At 59.4% G+C, this 15,174-nt stretch carries 14 protein-coding genes; 11 read left to right on the top strand and 3 right to left on the bottom strand.

Features of this window, described 5'->3' with window-relative positions; all coding sequences use genetic code 11:
* The first annotated feature begins 134 nt into the window (after positions 1-134).
* Both KTJ87_RS18155 and KTJ87_RS08875 read left to right on the top strand, forming a co-directional pair.
* Entirely contained in the window at positions 135-299 is a 165-nt protein-coding gene (locus tag KTJ87_RS18155; RefSeq protein ID WP_407650488.1) for a transposase, read from the top strand.
* Positions 300-440: 141 nt separating this feature from the next.
* Positions 441-1,630, top strand: a protein-coding gene (locus KTJ87_RS08875; protein ID WP_267138764.1) for an IS3 family transposase whose coding sequence is annotated in 2 segments (ribosomal slippage) — positions 441-693 and positions 693-1,630 — 1,191 coding nt in all. Because the reading frame shifts where the segments join, the coding sequence is not laid out codon by codon here.
* Here the strand turns inward: KTJ87_RS08875 and KTJ87_RS08880 are convergent.
* The gene (locus KTJ87_RS08880; RefSeq protein ID WP_267138765.1) at positions 1,576-2,196 is read right to left on the bottom strand and encodes a transposase; all 621 of its coding nucleotides are present in this window, start codon (positions 2,194-2,196) and stop codon (positions 1,576-1,578) included. The genes KTJ87_RS08875 and KTJ87_RS08880 overlap by 55 nt on opposite strands.
* A 416-nt stretch (positions 2,197-2,612) precedes the next feature.
* On the opposite strand from KTJ87_RS08880, the gene KTJ87_RS08885 reads away from it, so the two are divergent.
* A complete protein-coding gene (locus KTJ87_RS08885; protein WP_267138766.1) occupies positions 2,613-2,867 on the top strand; it encodes a type II toxin-antitoxin system HicA family toxin in 255 nt (84 codons plus the stop codon).
* Complete coding sequence (locus KTJ87_RS08890) at positions 2,864-3,196, top strand: type II toxin-antitoxin system HicB family antitoxin (protein ID WP_267138767.1); 333 nt, start codon at positions 2,864-2,866, stop codon at positions 3,194-3,196. Before KTJ87_RS08885 ends, KTJ87_RS08890 begins: the two co-directional genes overlap by 4 nt.
* Before the next feature lie 242 nt (positions 3,197-3,438).
* Here the strand turns inward: KTJ87_RS08890 and KTJ87_RS08895 are convergent, their stop codons facing one another.
* The gene (locus KTJ87_RS08895; protein ID WP_267139246.1) at positions 3,439-4,887 is read right to left on the bottom strand and encodes a TrkH family potassium uptake protein; all 1,449 of its coding nucleotides are present in this window, start codon (positions 4,885-4,887) and stop codon (positions 3,439-3,441) included.
* A gap of 390 nt (positions 4,888-5,277) precedes the next feature.
* Between KTJ87_RS08895 and kdpF the strand changes: the two genes are divergently transcribed.
* From kdpF to KTJ87_RS08930, 6 genes are all read left to right on the top strand, one after another.
* Positions 5,278-5,367, top strand: coding sequence for a K(+)-transporting ATPase subunit F (gene kdpF / locus KTJ87_RS08900; RefSeq protein WP_267138768.1), 90 nt, complete (start codon positions 5,278-5,280; stop codon positions 5,365-5,367).
* Between the two features lie 10 nt (positions 5,368-5,377).
* A complete protein-coding gene (gene kdpB / locus KTJ87_RS08905; RefSeq protein WP_267138769.1) occupies positions 5,378-7,390 on the top strand; it encodes a potassium-transporting ATPase subunit KdpB in 2,013 nt (670 codons plus the stop codon).
* Positions 7,391-7,486: 96 nt separating this feature from the next.
* Positions 7,487-9,148 (top strand): potassium-transporting ATPase subunit KdpA, encoded by a 1,662-nt coding sequence (gene kdpA / locus KTJ87_RS08915; protein WP_267138771.1) that lies wholly within the window; start codon positions 7,487-7,489, stop codon positions 9,146-9,148.
* Positions 9,149-9,172: 24 nt separating this feature from the next.
* Complete coding sequence (locus KTJ87_RS08920) at positions 9,173-9,751, top strand: potassium-transporting ATPase subunit C (RefSeq protein ID WP_267138772.1); 579 nt, start codon at positions 9,173-9,175, stop codon at positions 9,749-9,751.
* 9 nt (positions 9,752-9,760) lie between these two features.
* On the top strand, positions 9,761-12,415 hold the full coding sequence (locus KTJ87_RS08925) for a sensor histidine kinase (RefSeq protein ID WP_267138773.1): 2,655 nt from the start codon (positions 9,761-9,763) through the stop codon (positions 12,413-12,415).
* Positions 12,412-13,113: a response regulator gene (locus KTJ87_RS08930; RefSeq protein WP_267138774.1), complete on the top strand. Its 702-nt coding sequence runs from the start codon at positions 12,412-12,414 to the stop codon at positions 13,111-13,113. The genes KTJ87_RS08925 and KTJ87_RS08930 overlap by 4 nt, the downstream gene beginning before the upstream one ends.
* Before the next feature lie 89 nt (positions 13,114-13,202).
* Here KTJ87_RS08930 and KTJ87_RS08935 read toward each other — a convergent pair whose 3' ends face one another.
* Complete coding sequence (locus KTJ87_RS08935) at positions 13,203-14,150, bottom strand: tyrosine-type recombinase/integrase (RefSeq protein ID WP_267138775.1); 948 nt, start codon at positions 14,148-14,150, stop codon at positions 13,203-13,205.
* A gap of 216 nt (positions 14,151-14,366) precedes the next feature.
* On the opposite strand from KTJ87_RS08935, the gene KTJ87_RS08940 reads away from it, so the two are divergent.
* On the top strand, positions 14,367-15,146 hold the full coding sequence (locus KTJ87_RS08940) for a hypothetical protein (RefSeq protein WP_267138776.1): 780 nt from the start codon (positions 14,367-14,369) through the stop codon (positions 15,144-15,146).
* Positions 15,147-15,174: the final 28 nt, after the last annotated feature.

Genomic DNA, 15,174 nt, shown 5'->3' on the forward strand with positions numbered 1-15,174 from the left:
ATACATCGACGGGTTCTATAATCCCGTCAGGCGGCATTCATCGCTCGGCTTCCAGAGCCCCATCGCCTTCGAGCGAAAGGCGCGCGAAGTGAGCTAGACGCTCTCCACGAAATCCGGGCAAGTCCACGATGCCGATGACGGCATCGAAGTTCCCAGAGGCGCAAGAAGCGCTTATCTTGAAACCGTGCGAGGAGGGTGCGCCGGTAGCGCAGATATGTCGCGAGGCCGGGATTGACCAGCCGACCAAGTTCAACTGGAAGAAGCGATCGATCATCTCATGGAAGAGATGCGCCGATTGAACTTGCTCGAGCGCGATAACAGCCGTCGCCTCACTCAAACGGCAGAGGTTGGTGGTCTCGCAACATGTCAGCTGGTGTTGACCTGCCACGGGATTTTTCCTCCACCGTCGATTAGAGTCCGGCCCAACCTGAGGACGGACAATGAAGCGAACGAGATTCACGGACGAGCAGATCATCGGCATCCTGGCCGAGCACGAGGCAGGCGCGAAGTGTGCGGACCTGTGCCGCAAGCACGGCATGTCGGAAGGCACCTTCTACAACTGGAAGGCCAAGTTCGGCGGCATGACGGTGTCGGAGGCCAAGCGGCTGAAAGCGCTCGAGGATGAGAACGCCAAGCTTAAGAAGCTTCTGGCCGAACAGATGCTGGATCTGGCGGCGATGAAGGATCTGGTTTCAAAAAAGTGGTAGGGCCCGCCGGGAAGCGCGAAGCCGTTGCGTATCTTCGGGCCGAGCATGGCCTGTCGGAACGGCGGGCCTGCCACATCGTCGGCGCGGATCGAACGATGATCCGCTATCGATCTCGGCGCGCGCCGGACACGGTTCTGCGCGGTCGGTTGCGGGACCTGGCCAACGAGCGGCGGCGGTTCGGTTACCGGCGCCTGTTCGTTCTGCTGCGTCGCGAGGGCGAGCCATCCGGGATCAACCGCATCTACAGGCTCTACCGTGAGGAGGGGTTGACGGTGCGCAAGCGGAAGGCGCGGCGCAAGGCGGTCGGGACGCGTGTCCCGATCCTGGTCGAGGCGCGGCCCAATGCGCGCTGGTCGCTGGATTTCGTCCACGACCAGTTCGCCAACGGCCAGCGCTTCCGGGTGCTCAACGTGGTCGATGACGTCACTCGTGAATGCCTGGCGGCGATCGCGGACACCTCGATCTCGGGACGCCGTGTAGCACGCGAGATGACGGCCCTGATCGCGCGCCGCGGAAAGCCCGGCATGATTGTCAGCGACAACGGGACCGAACTGACCAGTAACGCGATCCTGCGGTGGTGTTCCGAACACCGGATCGAATGGCACTACATCGCGCCGGGCAAACCGATGCAGAACGGCTTCGTGGAGAGTTTCAACGGTCGGATGCGCGACGAGCTGCTCAACGAGACCATGTTCCGCAACCTGACACATGCGCGTGTCACGATCGCCGCCTGGGCTGCTGACTATAACACCGAACGCCCGCACTCGGCCTTGGACTACCAGACACCGGCCGACTACGCGCGGACCCTGATCACCGCAATCGCCCGCCCCGCTGCACGAGATGATGGCTCCGCACGTCGGGCGATTGCTCAACCTGCGCCAATCGGCGTAAACACCAACCGGGCTCCGGTCGGGGCTGGATGAAAGTTCAGTGGCAGGTCATTCTGGGCGGCCTTGTCCGGCGCGTCCGGCCAGATCTCGGCGGCGGTCTTGCCGGCCTTGATCGCGGCCTTCTCGGGATCGGTGTTGCGCTGCTTCGGCGCCGGGACCAGCGACGCATCCACGATCTGCCCCGACATCGGGATGTATCCCTTCTTGTGAAGTTGCCAGTCGAACGCCTTCATCACCCGCTTGAGCGTTCCGGTCTCGGTCAGCCGGTTGCGAAAGTGCCGGATCGTGTTCTCGTCAGGGGTTGGCGCGCCCAGGTCAAAGCCCAGGAACCGCATCCACGACAGCCGGTCCCGGATCATGAATTCCATCCTGGCGTCGCTCAGATTGTGCTGGGCCTGCAGGATCAGCGCCTTGAACATCGACACCGGATCGAACGGCGGGCGGCCGCCTTTCGAGCCGTCGCCGTAGCCCAGACCCTCGACCAGCCAGCCGCGGAAATGCTCGAAATCCACCGTCGCATGCAGAACCTCGAGCGGATCGCCATGCCTGGACAAAGCCTCAAGCTGTTCCGTCAGACCGAAGAAACTCCGTTGATCCATACACCCGCTCCTCATCCATGCCTGTGGAGCGAGTGAATCACGATACGACCGATCCCGCTAGGTTGTTGCGGGTGTCCAGCTGAGAACGGGCAAGACTATGACCCCACACCAGTAATTAACATTATTTGAATAGTGGTGCCCGGGGGCGGAATCGAACCACCGACACGAGGATTTTCAATCCGGCCTGACTGAAGTCTCGGAAGCTGGCTCACCGATGCACAAACACTGGCGTTGGACAACGCAAGTTGCATGCTGTGGGCGGGGGTGCACAGCCTTGAAGTTGCCCGTGGTGGAGATTTGGGACGAGGCTTTCCGGCGCTCAGGCATGGAAGGAGTGACCAGCCTAGAGATGACAATCTTCAGCGAGCGTGGCCAATAGGCTTGCATTTTACGCTAGCGTTCCGTAGGTTGCCGTTATGAACAGCAAGCACCGCAAGACCCTTGCAGCCGTCTTCACAGATCCGGTGTCGGGCACCATTGAATGGGCAGCTGTCGAAGGCTTGCTTCTGGCTGCAGGAGCGAGGCTGATTGAAGGCAGTGGGTCACGGGTGCGATTTGAAAAGGATGGTGAGGTTGCGACATTTCACCGTCCGCACCCTTCTAAAGAAGCGAAGCGATACCAGGTGCGCGATGCTCGTGACTTCCTGGAACGGATTGGGAATGCACCATGACCAACACTATGAATTACAAGGGCTACGCCGCGCGGATTGAATATGACGATGAAGACGGGATCTTTACGGGCCGGATCGCGGGCATCCGCGACGGGGTAGGGTTTCATGCCGACACCGTGGAAGGGCTCCGCGATGCCTTCCGTGAGGCTGTCGATGATTATGTTGAGACCTGCGCCAAGGTCGGCAAGGAGCCGCAAAAAGCGTATTCGGGGCAGGTGATGTTCCGGGTTAGCCCCGAGGTTCACCGCAAGGCCGCGCTGGCCGCTGAGTTGTCAGGCAAGAGCCTGAACCAGTGGGCGGAGGAAGTGCTCGACAGGGCCGCTGGCTGAGACGCAAAAACTACATGGATTTATTTCGTGCTCATTGCGCTGACGTCTGGGCTTCTGAAGGTCTTCTGCTAAACTTTCGAACATGGTGACGTCTTTCACGGGGTCCTCAACCATGTAAAATTCTTGGTCTATAATCATAGCAATGTTGATGCTATTGAGAGGCACAGAATATTTGTATCCCAGGCAATCCCCAAGATGACACGAAGATTTTGAAACTTGAAGAAATCGACATATTTATGAATCTACCCACGCCAAAAAGTGGGAATGAACAGAACGTAGACAGACAAGACTTCCAACCGACCGACGATCATGCCCGCGATCATTAGCCATTTCGCGGACTCCGGAAAAGCGTCCATCGCTCCAGTTGGGCCAACAGGCGAACCCCAAGCCGGCCCGACGTTTGCAATAGAGGTCCAAGCTGCAGTGAACGCGGTCAGAAATGGAAGTCCGCACATGCCAAGAAGAACAGACAAGACGCCAAAACTCACAATGAAGAGGCCAAAGAATGCTATTACAGAGTCGAACACATCCGGTGTCAATTTCTGACCCTGCATTTTTGGACTGAAGACTCCACTTGGGTGTCCTAGACGGCGGATTTGAATTCTGATCGCCTCAAAGGCAACGAGCCATCGGAATACCTTGATCGAGCAACCAGTCGAAGCTGTGCATCCACCAATCAAGCCAACAATGATGATGACAGTAAAAGGGAATGACCCCCAAGATAATACGTCTGCGCTTCCGTATCCGGTGCCAGAGAACAATGTGACTACATTGAACATAGTCTCGCGTAGGATCACAAGAAAATCAGTCTCTCCATTCATGAGCCTATAAAGAATAATTACGCAAATCGCGTAAACCAGCCACCGAACATACGCCCGGGTCTGCACATCTTCGAAGATGGGTCGTGTATTACCCGCCACGAGCTGCACGTAACGAATGAATGGCAGGCTAGCGAGGATCATGAATACAACGGATACGTATTCAAGTGGCCCAGAAAATTTGGCAAACGAGGCATCCGACGTTGAGAACCCACCAGTCGACATCGTCGTGAGTGCGTGAACAACGGCCTCAAGGAACGTCATTCCGAAAGTGGCGTAGGCGATTGCGCAGATTACTGTGAGGACGACATATATTTCAAGAAGCCGTCGTGATATATCAGTCGCTCGTGGTAGGACTTTTCCAAGAGTGTCAAAACCCTCGGTGCGAAAGAATTGCATTCCACCAACTTTCATGACCGGCAAGAATATGAGCGCAACTATTACGATGCCCAGCCCGCCCAACCATTGAAGGATGCCGCGCCATAGAAGAACCCCATTTGGCAGATTATCGAGACCAGTGAATACCGTGGATCCGGTTGTCGTCATTCCAGACACCGCCTCGAAGTAGGCGTCGGTCTTAGAAGCCTGAGGTGCCCCAAAGACGAAGGGGATCGCTCCAGCAAGCGGTAGGACGACCCAAATGGTGGTCGTCAACAAGAAGGCCTGTCGAATGTCGAGGCGAGATGAGACGTGGTTTCGGGTTGCTAGATAGACAGCACCGCCGAAGGCCATGGTCACAAGGGCCGAGATCGCAAAGATCGACGCGCTCTGGCCGCCTTGATCCAGATCCAGCAGGGACGACGGAACCATGAGCGCGCCTACGAGCACCAGGAGAAGGCCCACAATTTGTGCAACAGGCCGGAAGTCGACCACTGGCAAGGCACTATCATTTGGAGATCCGGAAACTGGGCCCTTGTGCAAGCGGCTAGGTCTGTTCATCCGATCTCTCCGAGGTCGCACAGGCCGCTTGTGGTCTCGCTTCACCTTGTCGCCCCAGGCTGACTTACCCTCGTCAGGATTGGTCGTAAATGGTCGCTTTGAACGCGAACGTCTCCGATCACTGGTTGTTGGGCGCGGGCCGTTGCCAGTTCAGCTGTCGTGGCGCTCTTTCAGGCATGAACCGGCAGGAAGGCGCCACAGCCAAATACCTGAAAAGGAAGTTTCTTTATCAATCCTTTATTATTTCTCCCGACTTTCACATAGCGAGTTTACGCGCCCTCGATCCAGACATGCGTAGCGAAATGGTATCTGGAGATATGATACATGGGCTACGATCTCGTGCTTGGCGGCTTGGTCGCTGTGGCGCTCCTCGTCTATCTGTTGGCCGTGCTCCTGCGGCCCGAACGGTTTTGAGGAGCACAGGATGGCACATCAACAAAACAAATCGGTCTTCTCCGGTGGACTGATCGGTCCGGCGATCGGCGAGAGTTTCGCGAAGCTCGATCCTCGCAAGCTGATCCGCAACCCGGTGATGTTTACAACAGCAAGCGTCGCTTTGCTGGCGACGGTGCTTTTGATCGGCACGGTCTTGTCGGGCGGTGACCTCCTGTTCGAGGCCCAGATTGTCTTCTGGTTGTGGGTTACGGTGTTGTTCGGCAACTTTGCAGAAGCATTGGCCGAGGGACGAGGCAAGGCGCAGGCGGCATCGCTTCGCTCGACCAAGGCGGAACTGAGGGGCAAGCGGGTCAAGGGCGGCACACAAAAGGTCGTCGCCGCGTCCGAGCTGCGCGCGGGCGACATCGTGCTGGTCGAGACAGGTGATCAGATTCCTGCGGATGGAGAGGTCGTTGAGGGGGTCGCATCGGTCAACGAGGCAGCGATCACGGGTGAATCTGCCCCAGTCATCCGGGAAGCGGGCGGTGATCGGTCGGCTGTGACAGCTGGCACTCGCGTGATCTCTGACTGGATCAAGGTCAAGGTTACGGTTGAGCCTGGCGAGGGTTTCCTGGACAGGATGATCAGCCTCGTCGAGGGCGCAAGCCGCGCGAAGACACCGAATGAAGTCGCGCTGACAGTTCTCTTGACCGGCCTGACGCTGATCTTCCTTGTTGCTGTGGGAACCTTGCCAGCCTTTGCGGCCTATGCGGGCGGGTCGATCTCCGTTCCGATCTTGGTGGCGCTGTTCGTCGCGCTGATCCCCACGACCATCTCGGCGTTGTTGTCGGCCATCGGCATCGCAGGGATGGACCGACTGATCCGCTTCAACGTGCTGGCCAAGTCGGGTCGCGCGGTTGAGGCTGCAGGCGACATCGACACGCTGCTGCTCGACAAGACGGGAACGATCACGCTGGGGGACCGGCAGGCAACCGAATTTCTACCGTTGAATGGAGTGCGCGAGGCTGAACTAGTCGAGGCAGCGCACCTTTCATCATTGGGTGACGAAACACCGGAAGGGCGTTCCATCATAGAGTTGGCAGGCAAGGGCGACAGCACCCCGGCCAACGCCGAGATTGTCCCATTCACAGCGCAAACGCGGGTGAGTGGGATCAACATCGGTGATCGCAAGATCCGCAAGGGGGCCGTCGATGCGATCCTTGGATTGCAAGAGTTTGACAAGACTGCGGGTGCGCAGATGCGTGCGCTAACTGAAAGGATTGCGCGTGCGGGCGGGACCCCGCTGGCGGTTGCTGACGGGAGTCGTCTGCTGGGGGCGATCAATCTATCCGACATCGTAAAGTCGGGCATCAAGGAACGCTTCGCCGAATTGCGGCGCATGGGCATCCGCACGGTGATGATCACCGGAGACAACCCTTTGACCGCTGCGGCCATCGCAGCCGAAGCCGGGGTGGATGACTTTCTTGCCGAGGCAACGCCAGAGGACAAACTTGACCTGATCCGCAAGGAGCAATCGGGCGGCAAGCTGGTCGCGATGTGCGGTGACGGGACGAACGATGCGCCTGCCCTCGCGCAGGCGGATGTGGGCGTTGCGATGAACACGGGCACGCAAGCTGCGCGCGAGGCAGGCAACATGGTCGATCTCGACAACAACCCCACCAAGTTGATCGAGGTGGTTGGGATCGGCAAACAACTTCTGATGACGCGCGGGGCCCTGACCACGTTCTCGATCTCGAATGACGTGGCGAAGTATTTCGCCATCCTTCCGGCGATCTTTGTGACACTTTATCCCGGCCTGGCGGCGCTGAACGTCATGGGACTGAACAGTCCGCAAAGCGCCATTCTGTCGGCGATCATCTTTAATGCCATTATCATCCCACTGCTGGTGCCACTGGCGCTAAAGGGCGTCGCCTATCGTCCTCAAAGCGCGTCGAAGCAGCTTATCCGCAATCTGGGCATCTATGGAATCGGCGGCCTGATCGCGCCGTTTGTTGGCATCAAGCTCATCGACATGGCTGTCTCAAGCATCGGCCTCGCGTGAAGGAAACCTCAATGATCATTTTCACCTACGTTCTCGGGATCGCGATCTTTGCCGGACTGATCGGCATCGTGACCCAGGCATTCAAGGACTGACCCGATGGAACACGTGATAATAGTTGCCTTGATCCTTGGCGGAACGACGCTCCTGTCGCTGCCGCTGGGGGCTTGGATGAAACTCGCCATGGACCCGTCATCAGGTCGCATGTCCCGATGGACCGGCTTGTTTGCGCGGATCGGCGGAACCGCCGAGGAGCAAGGCTGGAAAGGCTATCTCGTCACCATGCTGACCTTCAACGCCATCATGTTCACCGTGGTGTTCCTTATCCTGGCGCTGCAGCACTACCTGCCACTCAACCCTGACGGCATGGGAGCCCACGACCCGACGTTGGTGTTCAATACCGCGGCGTCTTTCACCACCAACACCAATCTGCAGCACTACTCGGGTGAAGCGTCCATGAGCTATCTAAGCCAGTTGGCGGGGCTGATGTGGTTACAGTTTGTTTCGGCCGCCACGGGCATCGCTGCCCTTGCAGCACTGGCGCGCGGGATTGCCGGACGACCGAGCCTTGGCAATTTCATGGTAGATGTCCAACGTGCGAGTCTGCTTGTCTTGCTGCCGTTGGCGGTGGTTGTGGCTGTTCTGATGGTTCTAGGCGGGATGCCGATGACGCTGCAGGGCTCGGCAGTGGCCACTACTCTGGAAGGCGTCACACAGACCATCGCGCGCGGGCCAGTCGCTGCGTTCCTGACCATCAAGCAGCTGGGGACCAATGGCGGAGGATTCTTCGGCCCCAACGCGACGCATCCATTGGAAAATCCGACTTTCTGGACAAACGGTCTGGCAATGATCGCGATCATGCTGATCCCGATGGCGTGCGTCTGGATGTTCGGTGGCATCTTGGGGCGCATGAAGCACGCAGCCGTCATCTTCTCGGTGATGACCGTGTTCATTCTGGTCAAGATCACCGGCTCGGTCGTCTTCGAGTCTGCGCCGACTCCTGCCTTTGCCGAACTTCCGGTATCGACGGACGCTGGCAACCTCGAGGGCAAGGAGCTTCGCTTTGGCGCCACCGGCGGACCGCTTTGGGCCGTGTTGACCACGTCGACCTCGAACGGTTCTGTCGGGGCGATGCACGACAGCCTCAATCCGCTCACCGGCCTGATGCCGATGGCAGGCATGTGGCTGAACGCGACCTTCGGAGGCGTCGGTGTCGGGATGATCAACATGTTCCTCTACATCGTCGTCGCGGTCTTCGTCGCCGGCATGATGGTGGGACGCACGCCGGAATACCTCGGCCACAGGATCGAGGCAAAGGAGGTGCGGCTGGCCATCCTTGCTCTGTTCTCTCACGCATTTCTGATCCTCGGCGGCACGGCACTCTTTGCTGCAACTTCGCTGGGCCAATCCACGGTTCAGGATCCGGGTGCGCATGGGTTCTCTGAAATCCTATACGAGTTCACGTCCGCTGCAGCGAACAACGGCTCTGGATTCGAGGGCCTTGGCGACGGCACTGCAGCTTGGAACATCGCCACTGGCATCGTTATGCTGATTGGCCGTTTCCTGCCGATCATCCTGCCGCTCGCCATCATCGGCAGCCTGATGGCCAAGCGCCGTGCAGCGGAAAGCGCGGGGACGCTCGGGGTGGAGGATGCGACCTTCGGCACGATGCTCGGCCTCACCGTTGTAGTCTTCGGCGCGCTCACCTTTCTTCCGGCGGCGGCTCTAGGCCCGCTGGCCGAACACTTCTCGCTGCCTTGACCGGCACAGACAGGAGATAGAACCATGAATGACATCATCTCGGGGCTGCGCGTCGCGGCGGCCACAATGGCGATCTGCGTTGCGGGCTATACCACCGTAATCCTCACGTTCGCGCAGGTCGTAACACCGGCAACTGCCAACGGATCCCTGATCTCGCGCCAAGACGGCTCTGTGATCGGCAGCCGTCTGATTGCACAGGCCTTTACATCGCCGGAGTATGTCTGGCCGCGACCATCGGCGGTGGGCTACGATGCGGGCGGTGCAGGGGGATCCAATCTTTCGTCCGCCAATCCGCAATTGGCAGACCGGGCCGAAGCCCTGATCGAGGCCCACGGCGGTGTGAGCAGGGCCGACCCGATTCCTGCGGACCTCGTGACAGCATCTGGGGCTGGGCTTGACCCTCATGTCTCGGTGGAAGGTGCGATGTTCCAGGCGGGCCGTGTCGCACAGGCGCGCGGTGTCGAGCCCGCCGCTATCACGGCGATCATCGACCGACTTGCCGAGCGCCCCGGCGGCTTTCTGACCGACGAACAGATCGTCAACGTGCTCGAACTGAACCTTGCGCTTGACGCCGAGTTGTCGGTGCAGGCCGTCGCCGACTAGGCTATATCCATGACCGAAGATGCCCGTCCCTCGCCCGATGCCCTTCTGCGCGAAGCGCAAAGGGAGGGACGTGGCACGTTGAAGATCTTTCTCGGCGCCGCTCCAGGCGTCGGGAAAACCTACGAAATGCTTCTTGAAGGCGCTGAAAAGCTCGAGGCTGGCGCCGATGTGGTCATCGGCATCGTCGAGAGTCACGGCCGCTCCGATACCGAAGCTCTCATCTCCCCGCTTCCTGTCATCCCGCGCAAGCCCATCGACTACAAAGGCCAAGTGCTGACGGAAATGGACCTTGACGCAGTGCTGGAACGCCATCCAGAGATCGTGCTGGTTGACGAACTGGCCCATACAAACGCGCCCGGCAGTCGTCACCCAAAGAGATGGCAAGACATAGAAGAGCTGTTGGTCGCGGGCATCGATGTGATGACGACCGTGAACATCCAGCATGTGGAGAGTCTTAACGATGTAGTCGGCAGCTTCACGCACGTGCGGGTGCGTGAGACAGTGCCGGACAAAGTGTTCGAGAATGCCGAGATCGAGCTGATCGACCTGCCACCAGAAGACTTGATCGAGCGGCTGGCTGCGGGAAAAGTGTATGTTCCGGATCAGGCGAGGCACGCGCTCGATCACTTCTTTTCGAAGGGGAATCTGCTTGCGCTACGGGAACTCGCACTGCGCCACGCAGCGCAATACGTCGATGCTCGAATACAGGAGCACCAAAGCGCCAGCGGCAAGGACGGTGGGTTCGGTGGTGGGCAGAGGATCCTTGTCGCCGTCTCAGAAACCGCAGGCGGTGAGCAAGTCGTGCGCGCAGCCAAGCGATTGGCCGACGCTCTGAAAGCTCCAATCACTGCACTCTATGTGGAGACACCCGCAGCGGGCAGAATGAGCCCTTCCGAAAAGAAACAGCTCGCGCAGAACTTGTCGCTGGCGTCTTCGCTGGGCGCCACATTGCAGTCTGTTCCGGCGACCTCGGCACAAGAGGCGATCCTTGCGCAATGCAAGGAGGTGCGCGCCACGCAGCTTGTTCTCGGAAAGTCGCGGGGGAGGGGCAGGTGGTTCGACCGGCGCGACCGGATCGTCCGTGATATTCTCGACCGGACCACAGGCGTCGTCATCCACGTCATCCCATTCGCCGACCACGTGTCGGGACGAAGGTGGCGGGATTTCCTGCCGAGGGGCAGCTGGACTGGTGATGCGGTCGGAATCGGGTCGGTTGCAGCTCTGACCTTGGCCGCCTACCTCGCGCAGAGTTGGATCGGACGCGGACCCATCGACATGTTGTATCTTGTGCCGGTGATTGCCACGGCAAGCTTCTACGGCTTTCGTGCCGGTCTGGTCGCAGCGGTCGCTGCCGGGGTCGCTTACAACTTCTTTTTCTTGCCGCCGGTCTACACATTCATCATCTACAGCCCCGCGAATGTCATAACGGCAATCCTGCTGGTGATCGTTGCGATCATCACCGGCCAGCTTGCCGCCCGCGCCCGCTCTGCGGCGGCGCTCGCAATGCGCAGCGCGCGAGAGAACGCCGGGCTCGCCCGATTTGCCACCCGGCTCGGAGCAGTGGGAAGCACCGAAGAAACCGCTCAACTGATCCGCGACGAATTGCGCTCCTTGCTGGCGGTTCAGACAATCGTGCTGCATCCCTCCGGCGATGGCGTCGAGATCATCGCCTTTGGCCAGACCAAGCCCAAGCTCAGTCCGGTAGACCGCGCGGCCGCAGAATGGGCAATGGAACATGGTGAGGATGCCGGACTTGGAACCGACACTCTGACCGCAAGTGACTGGCAGTTCCGCCCTCTCAAAACGTCTCTTGGAACGCTTGCAGTTCTAGGGTTTCGTGGTCCCTCGGGCCGTGACCCGATCCCGGCGGAGCGAGCGGCCTTGGCCGAGAGCCTGATTGATCAGGCTGCATTGGCCCATGAACGCCTGAAGTTGGAAACCGAAATGCGCGCCATGGAAGTGGTGCGCCAGCGGGACTCTCTGAGGGCCGCGTTGCTCGCCTCTCTCAGTCACGACCTACGCACGCCGCTTACGGCGGTGACGGCGGCAGCCGCCGCGCTGTCGACCACAGGCGACGATGGCGAGTTGGTTGAGACGGTGCGCAGCGAAGCACGAAAGTTGAATCGGTTCCTGTCCGACCTGCTTGATCTGACACGGATTGAGGAAGGCGCTGTCACGCCCGACCTTGTCCCAACTGATCTCACCGACGTCATAGCCTCAGCGGTCGGTGACCTTGCCAAGACGCTTGCAGGACGAAAGGTGCAGAGTTCGATTGACCAGAATTTGCCGCTGGTGCGGGCAGATGCAGTTCTGCTCAACCACGCACTTCTGAATTTGCTCGACAACGCGGCCAAGTATTCCTCTCCGGATGAGCCTATCGAAATCATCGCGCGCATGGGACGACGAGGCCCAGTGATTGACGTGCTCGATGGAGGGCCGGGAATTCCGCAGGGAAGCGAGCTGCGTATCTTCGACCGCTTTGCGCGGGGCGAGACGTCGGATCGAACCGGAGGGTCGGGCCTTGGACTTGCCATCGTCAAGGGGTTTGCCGAAGCCATGGGGTTCACGGTCGAGGCTGCGCGGCGCCAGGGCGGTGGATCACGCTTCACGATCCGAATACCTTCTGCTGCTATCGTCCCAGTCTCGCTGGAGGACATCCCTTGAACAGATCCATCCTGATCGTGGATGATGAAATGCCGATCCGCAGGCTTCTGCGTGTTGCGCTGGAGCGCGCGGGCTACGCCGCCGTCGAAGCGGATTGTGCCAGGGCTGCACTCGGCGTGCTCAAGTCTGAAGTGCCCCAACTGGTGCTGCTTGATCTCGGCCTGCCGGATCGGGACGGGCTGGAGTTGATCGGAGCGTTTCGTGAGAAAGATGTTCCCATTATCGTTCTCACGGCACGCGAGGCATCCAGCGAGAAAGTCGCAGCCCTTGATCTGGGCGCTGATGACTATGTTACCAAACCCTTCGACAGCGAGGAACTGCTTGCACGTATCCGATCCTGTCTGCGCCGGGCGGACCAGAGCCACGGGCGGCAACGGAGGCTGAAGGTCGGACCGGTGCAGGTCGATCTAGATGCACATACCGTTCACAGGCGTGACAGCGAAGTGAAGCTTACGCCGAAGGAGTTCATGCTGCTTGCAGTTTTAGCCTCCCATCCAGGGAAGGTTCTGACCCATACACACCTTCTGCGCGAAGTCTGGGGTCCAGCACACATCGACCAAGTCGAGTATCTTCGCGTTGGCGTCAGGTCACTTCGCAAGAAGATAGAGGATGATCCGTCGGCTCCAAAGTTGATTCAGAACGAGCCGGGAATAGGGTATCGTTTGATCGAACCCGTCGATGACGCTCAAGCACAGTGAAGCTCCCGGAGCTAACGCCTTGGCAACATGGGGAAAAGGGTGTGTCGGGGTGCAGTTGCCAATATGGCATGGCGGTCGCACTTGCCTGACTACGCCGCCCTGAAATCCTGCTCGAGCTTCTCGAACATGGCGACGTCCTTCTCGGGGTCCTCGAACAGATGGCCATAGCAGTCCATCGTCATGGTGATGTTCGCGTGACCGAGTAGCGTCTGAATCTTCTTCGGGTTCCAGCCCTGCTCGATGAACAGGGAGGCCGCTGCGTGGCGCAGGCTGTGGATCGTGAACAGGCACTTTCCGTCACCGTCGACGAGCTCGAGATCGCGCATCATCGGCACGTAGATGCGGTTGTAGATGTTGGCGTAGTTCTGCGGATTTCCGGAGGCGTTCGGAAACACGAGGTCGTCGTCACCCGAGGGCACCTCGCTCTTCCACGCTTCCAGCGCCTCAACCACATTCGGCGCAAGCGGGATCGTGCGATGCCCGGCGCGGCTCTTCGGTGGCCCGATCTTGCATTGCTCGTCTGCCTTCTGACGCACCTCGATCAGCTTTCGATCAAGATCGACATGCTTCCACGGCAGTCCGCGCGCTTCGGAGATCCGGAGACCGGTGAAGATCATGGTGCGAAACATGACGGCGTGCGTCGTCGGTGCGTTGTCGAGGATGAGCCGGATCTGCTCTTTCGTCGGGATCACCTTGTCGTCTTCGACACGCTTGCGCTGGCGCCGCATCTTCACGCTCAGCGCCACGTTGTGATCGATCCACTCGCGCTCCTCGGCCTCCGACAGCGCCGCGCGCAGGCTGACCATGATCTTGCGGGTCTGGGCTTGTGACACGCCCTCGTCGAGGAGGTCGTTCATGAAATCGCGCACATCCGACCGCGTCAGATCCGTGAGCAGAAGATGCCCTATCCTCGGCTCGATATGAACATGCGCATGCGAGCGATAGGCCTTCATTGTCGCGGTTTCGAGATCGTTACGCTCGCAGGTTTTCAGCCAGGAGGTGCATGCATCGCGGACGGTCTTGTTCTTCTTGGTCATTGGACACCTGTGTTGTTGCTCATGTCGCATCATACAGGGTCGGCCTGTCGCCGTCGGGCGTATTCCTCAGATTTTTATGGGTTTTCTGGCTTCTCGCAGCTCGATGATGTCGTGGAGCAGGTTGTTCGCGGGCCTTCACCGGGCTATCCACGGACTAACCCCGTGCAGATCTCATGTGTCCGGGCGGGGAGGCCGAAGATCAGGTGGAGATTGGCGTTGTCCAACGCAAACCGGAGGGGGCGGCAGAAGTTGCTCGGGTATGTCATGGTGAGCTACGGTGCGCGACCGCGTAGCGTCCCCGAGCTCCAGAAACTGCCGGGTGCTGCAGGACAGTTGCGCGCTTTGCGGGCGTTCAAAGAATACTCGGCTTCCGGGTCCGACATGCATCTCACTTTTGACTATGCGCGGCGCATTTCTGGTCTTTCCGACCTCCCAAATCTCCACAAGACGCTCAATGAGTTGGTCCAGGCAGACGATCCCGGGCGGTTGCATATGTCCATCCAGCATATTCTCGCCCGCTCGACGAACAGAGAGCTGATGGTGGCAGAACTCGCGCCGTTCGCCTCTCGGATCACTGATGTGAGGTATGGTTGGAAGGGTGAGATCCTGTCTTTGCGTCCCGATTTTCTGATTCATGACGTATGGGCACTTAGGCGCACGCCACGCTTCGAAAAAAAGGCAAAAAATGGGCCCAGCGAGGCCGGGAGAGAGCAGACGAGGAATGCAACTGCGAGCTCCGCGCGCTCAAGGGCTATTGATGCAAATCGGTTGGCGGAGCAACTCAGCGGCATCGCTAAAACCATCGAGCCGAAGCCTCGTCGTGACAGGCCTACCGCACAGCAGATAGCTGACGAGGCGAATGCACGAGGACTACGCACATCTCGTGGAAACCCATGGAATGCGGCTGCCGTGCATCGCGCACTGAAACGTCTGGAGCGCAGGGAGGAGATCCCGCCGCAACCGGCGCCGCGGGACTCAACTGAAGGATCGTGGTGACGGTCGGCGGGCAAGAAATCACCAGGGA

This window comes from Anianabacter salinae (assembly GCF_019061145.1).
In the GTDB taxonomy this organism is placed as follows: Bacteria; Pseudomonadota; Alphaproteobacteria; order Rhodobacterales; family Rhodobacteraceae; genus Anianibacter; species Anianibacter salinarum.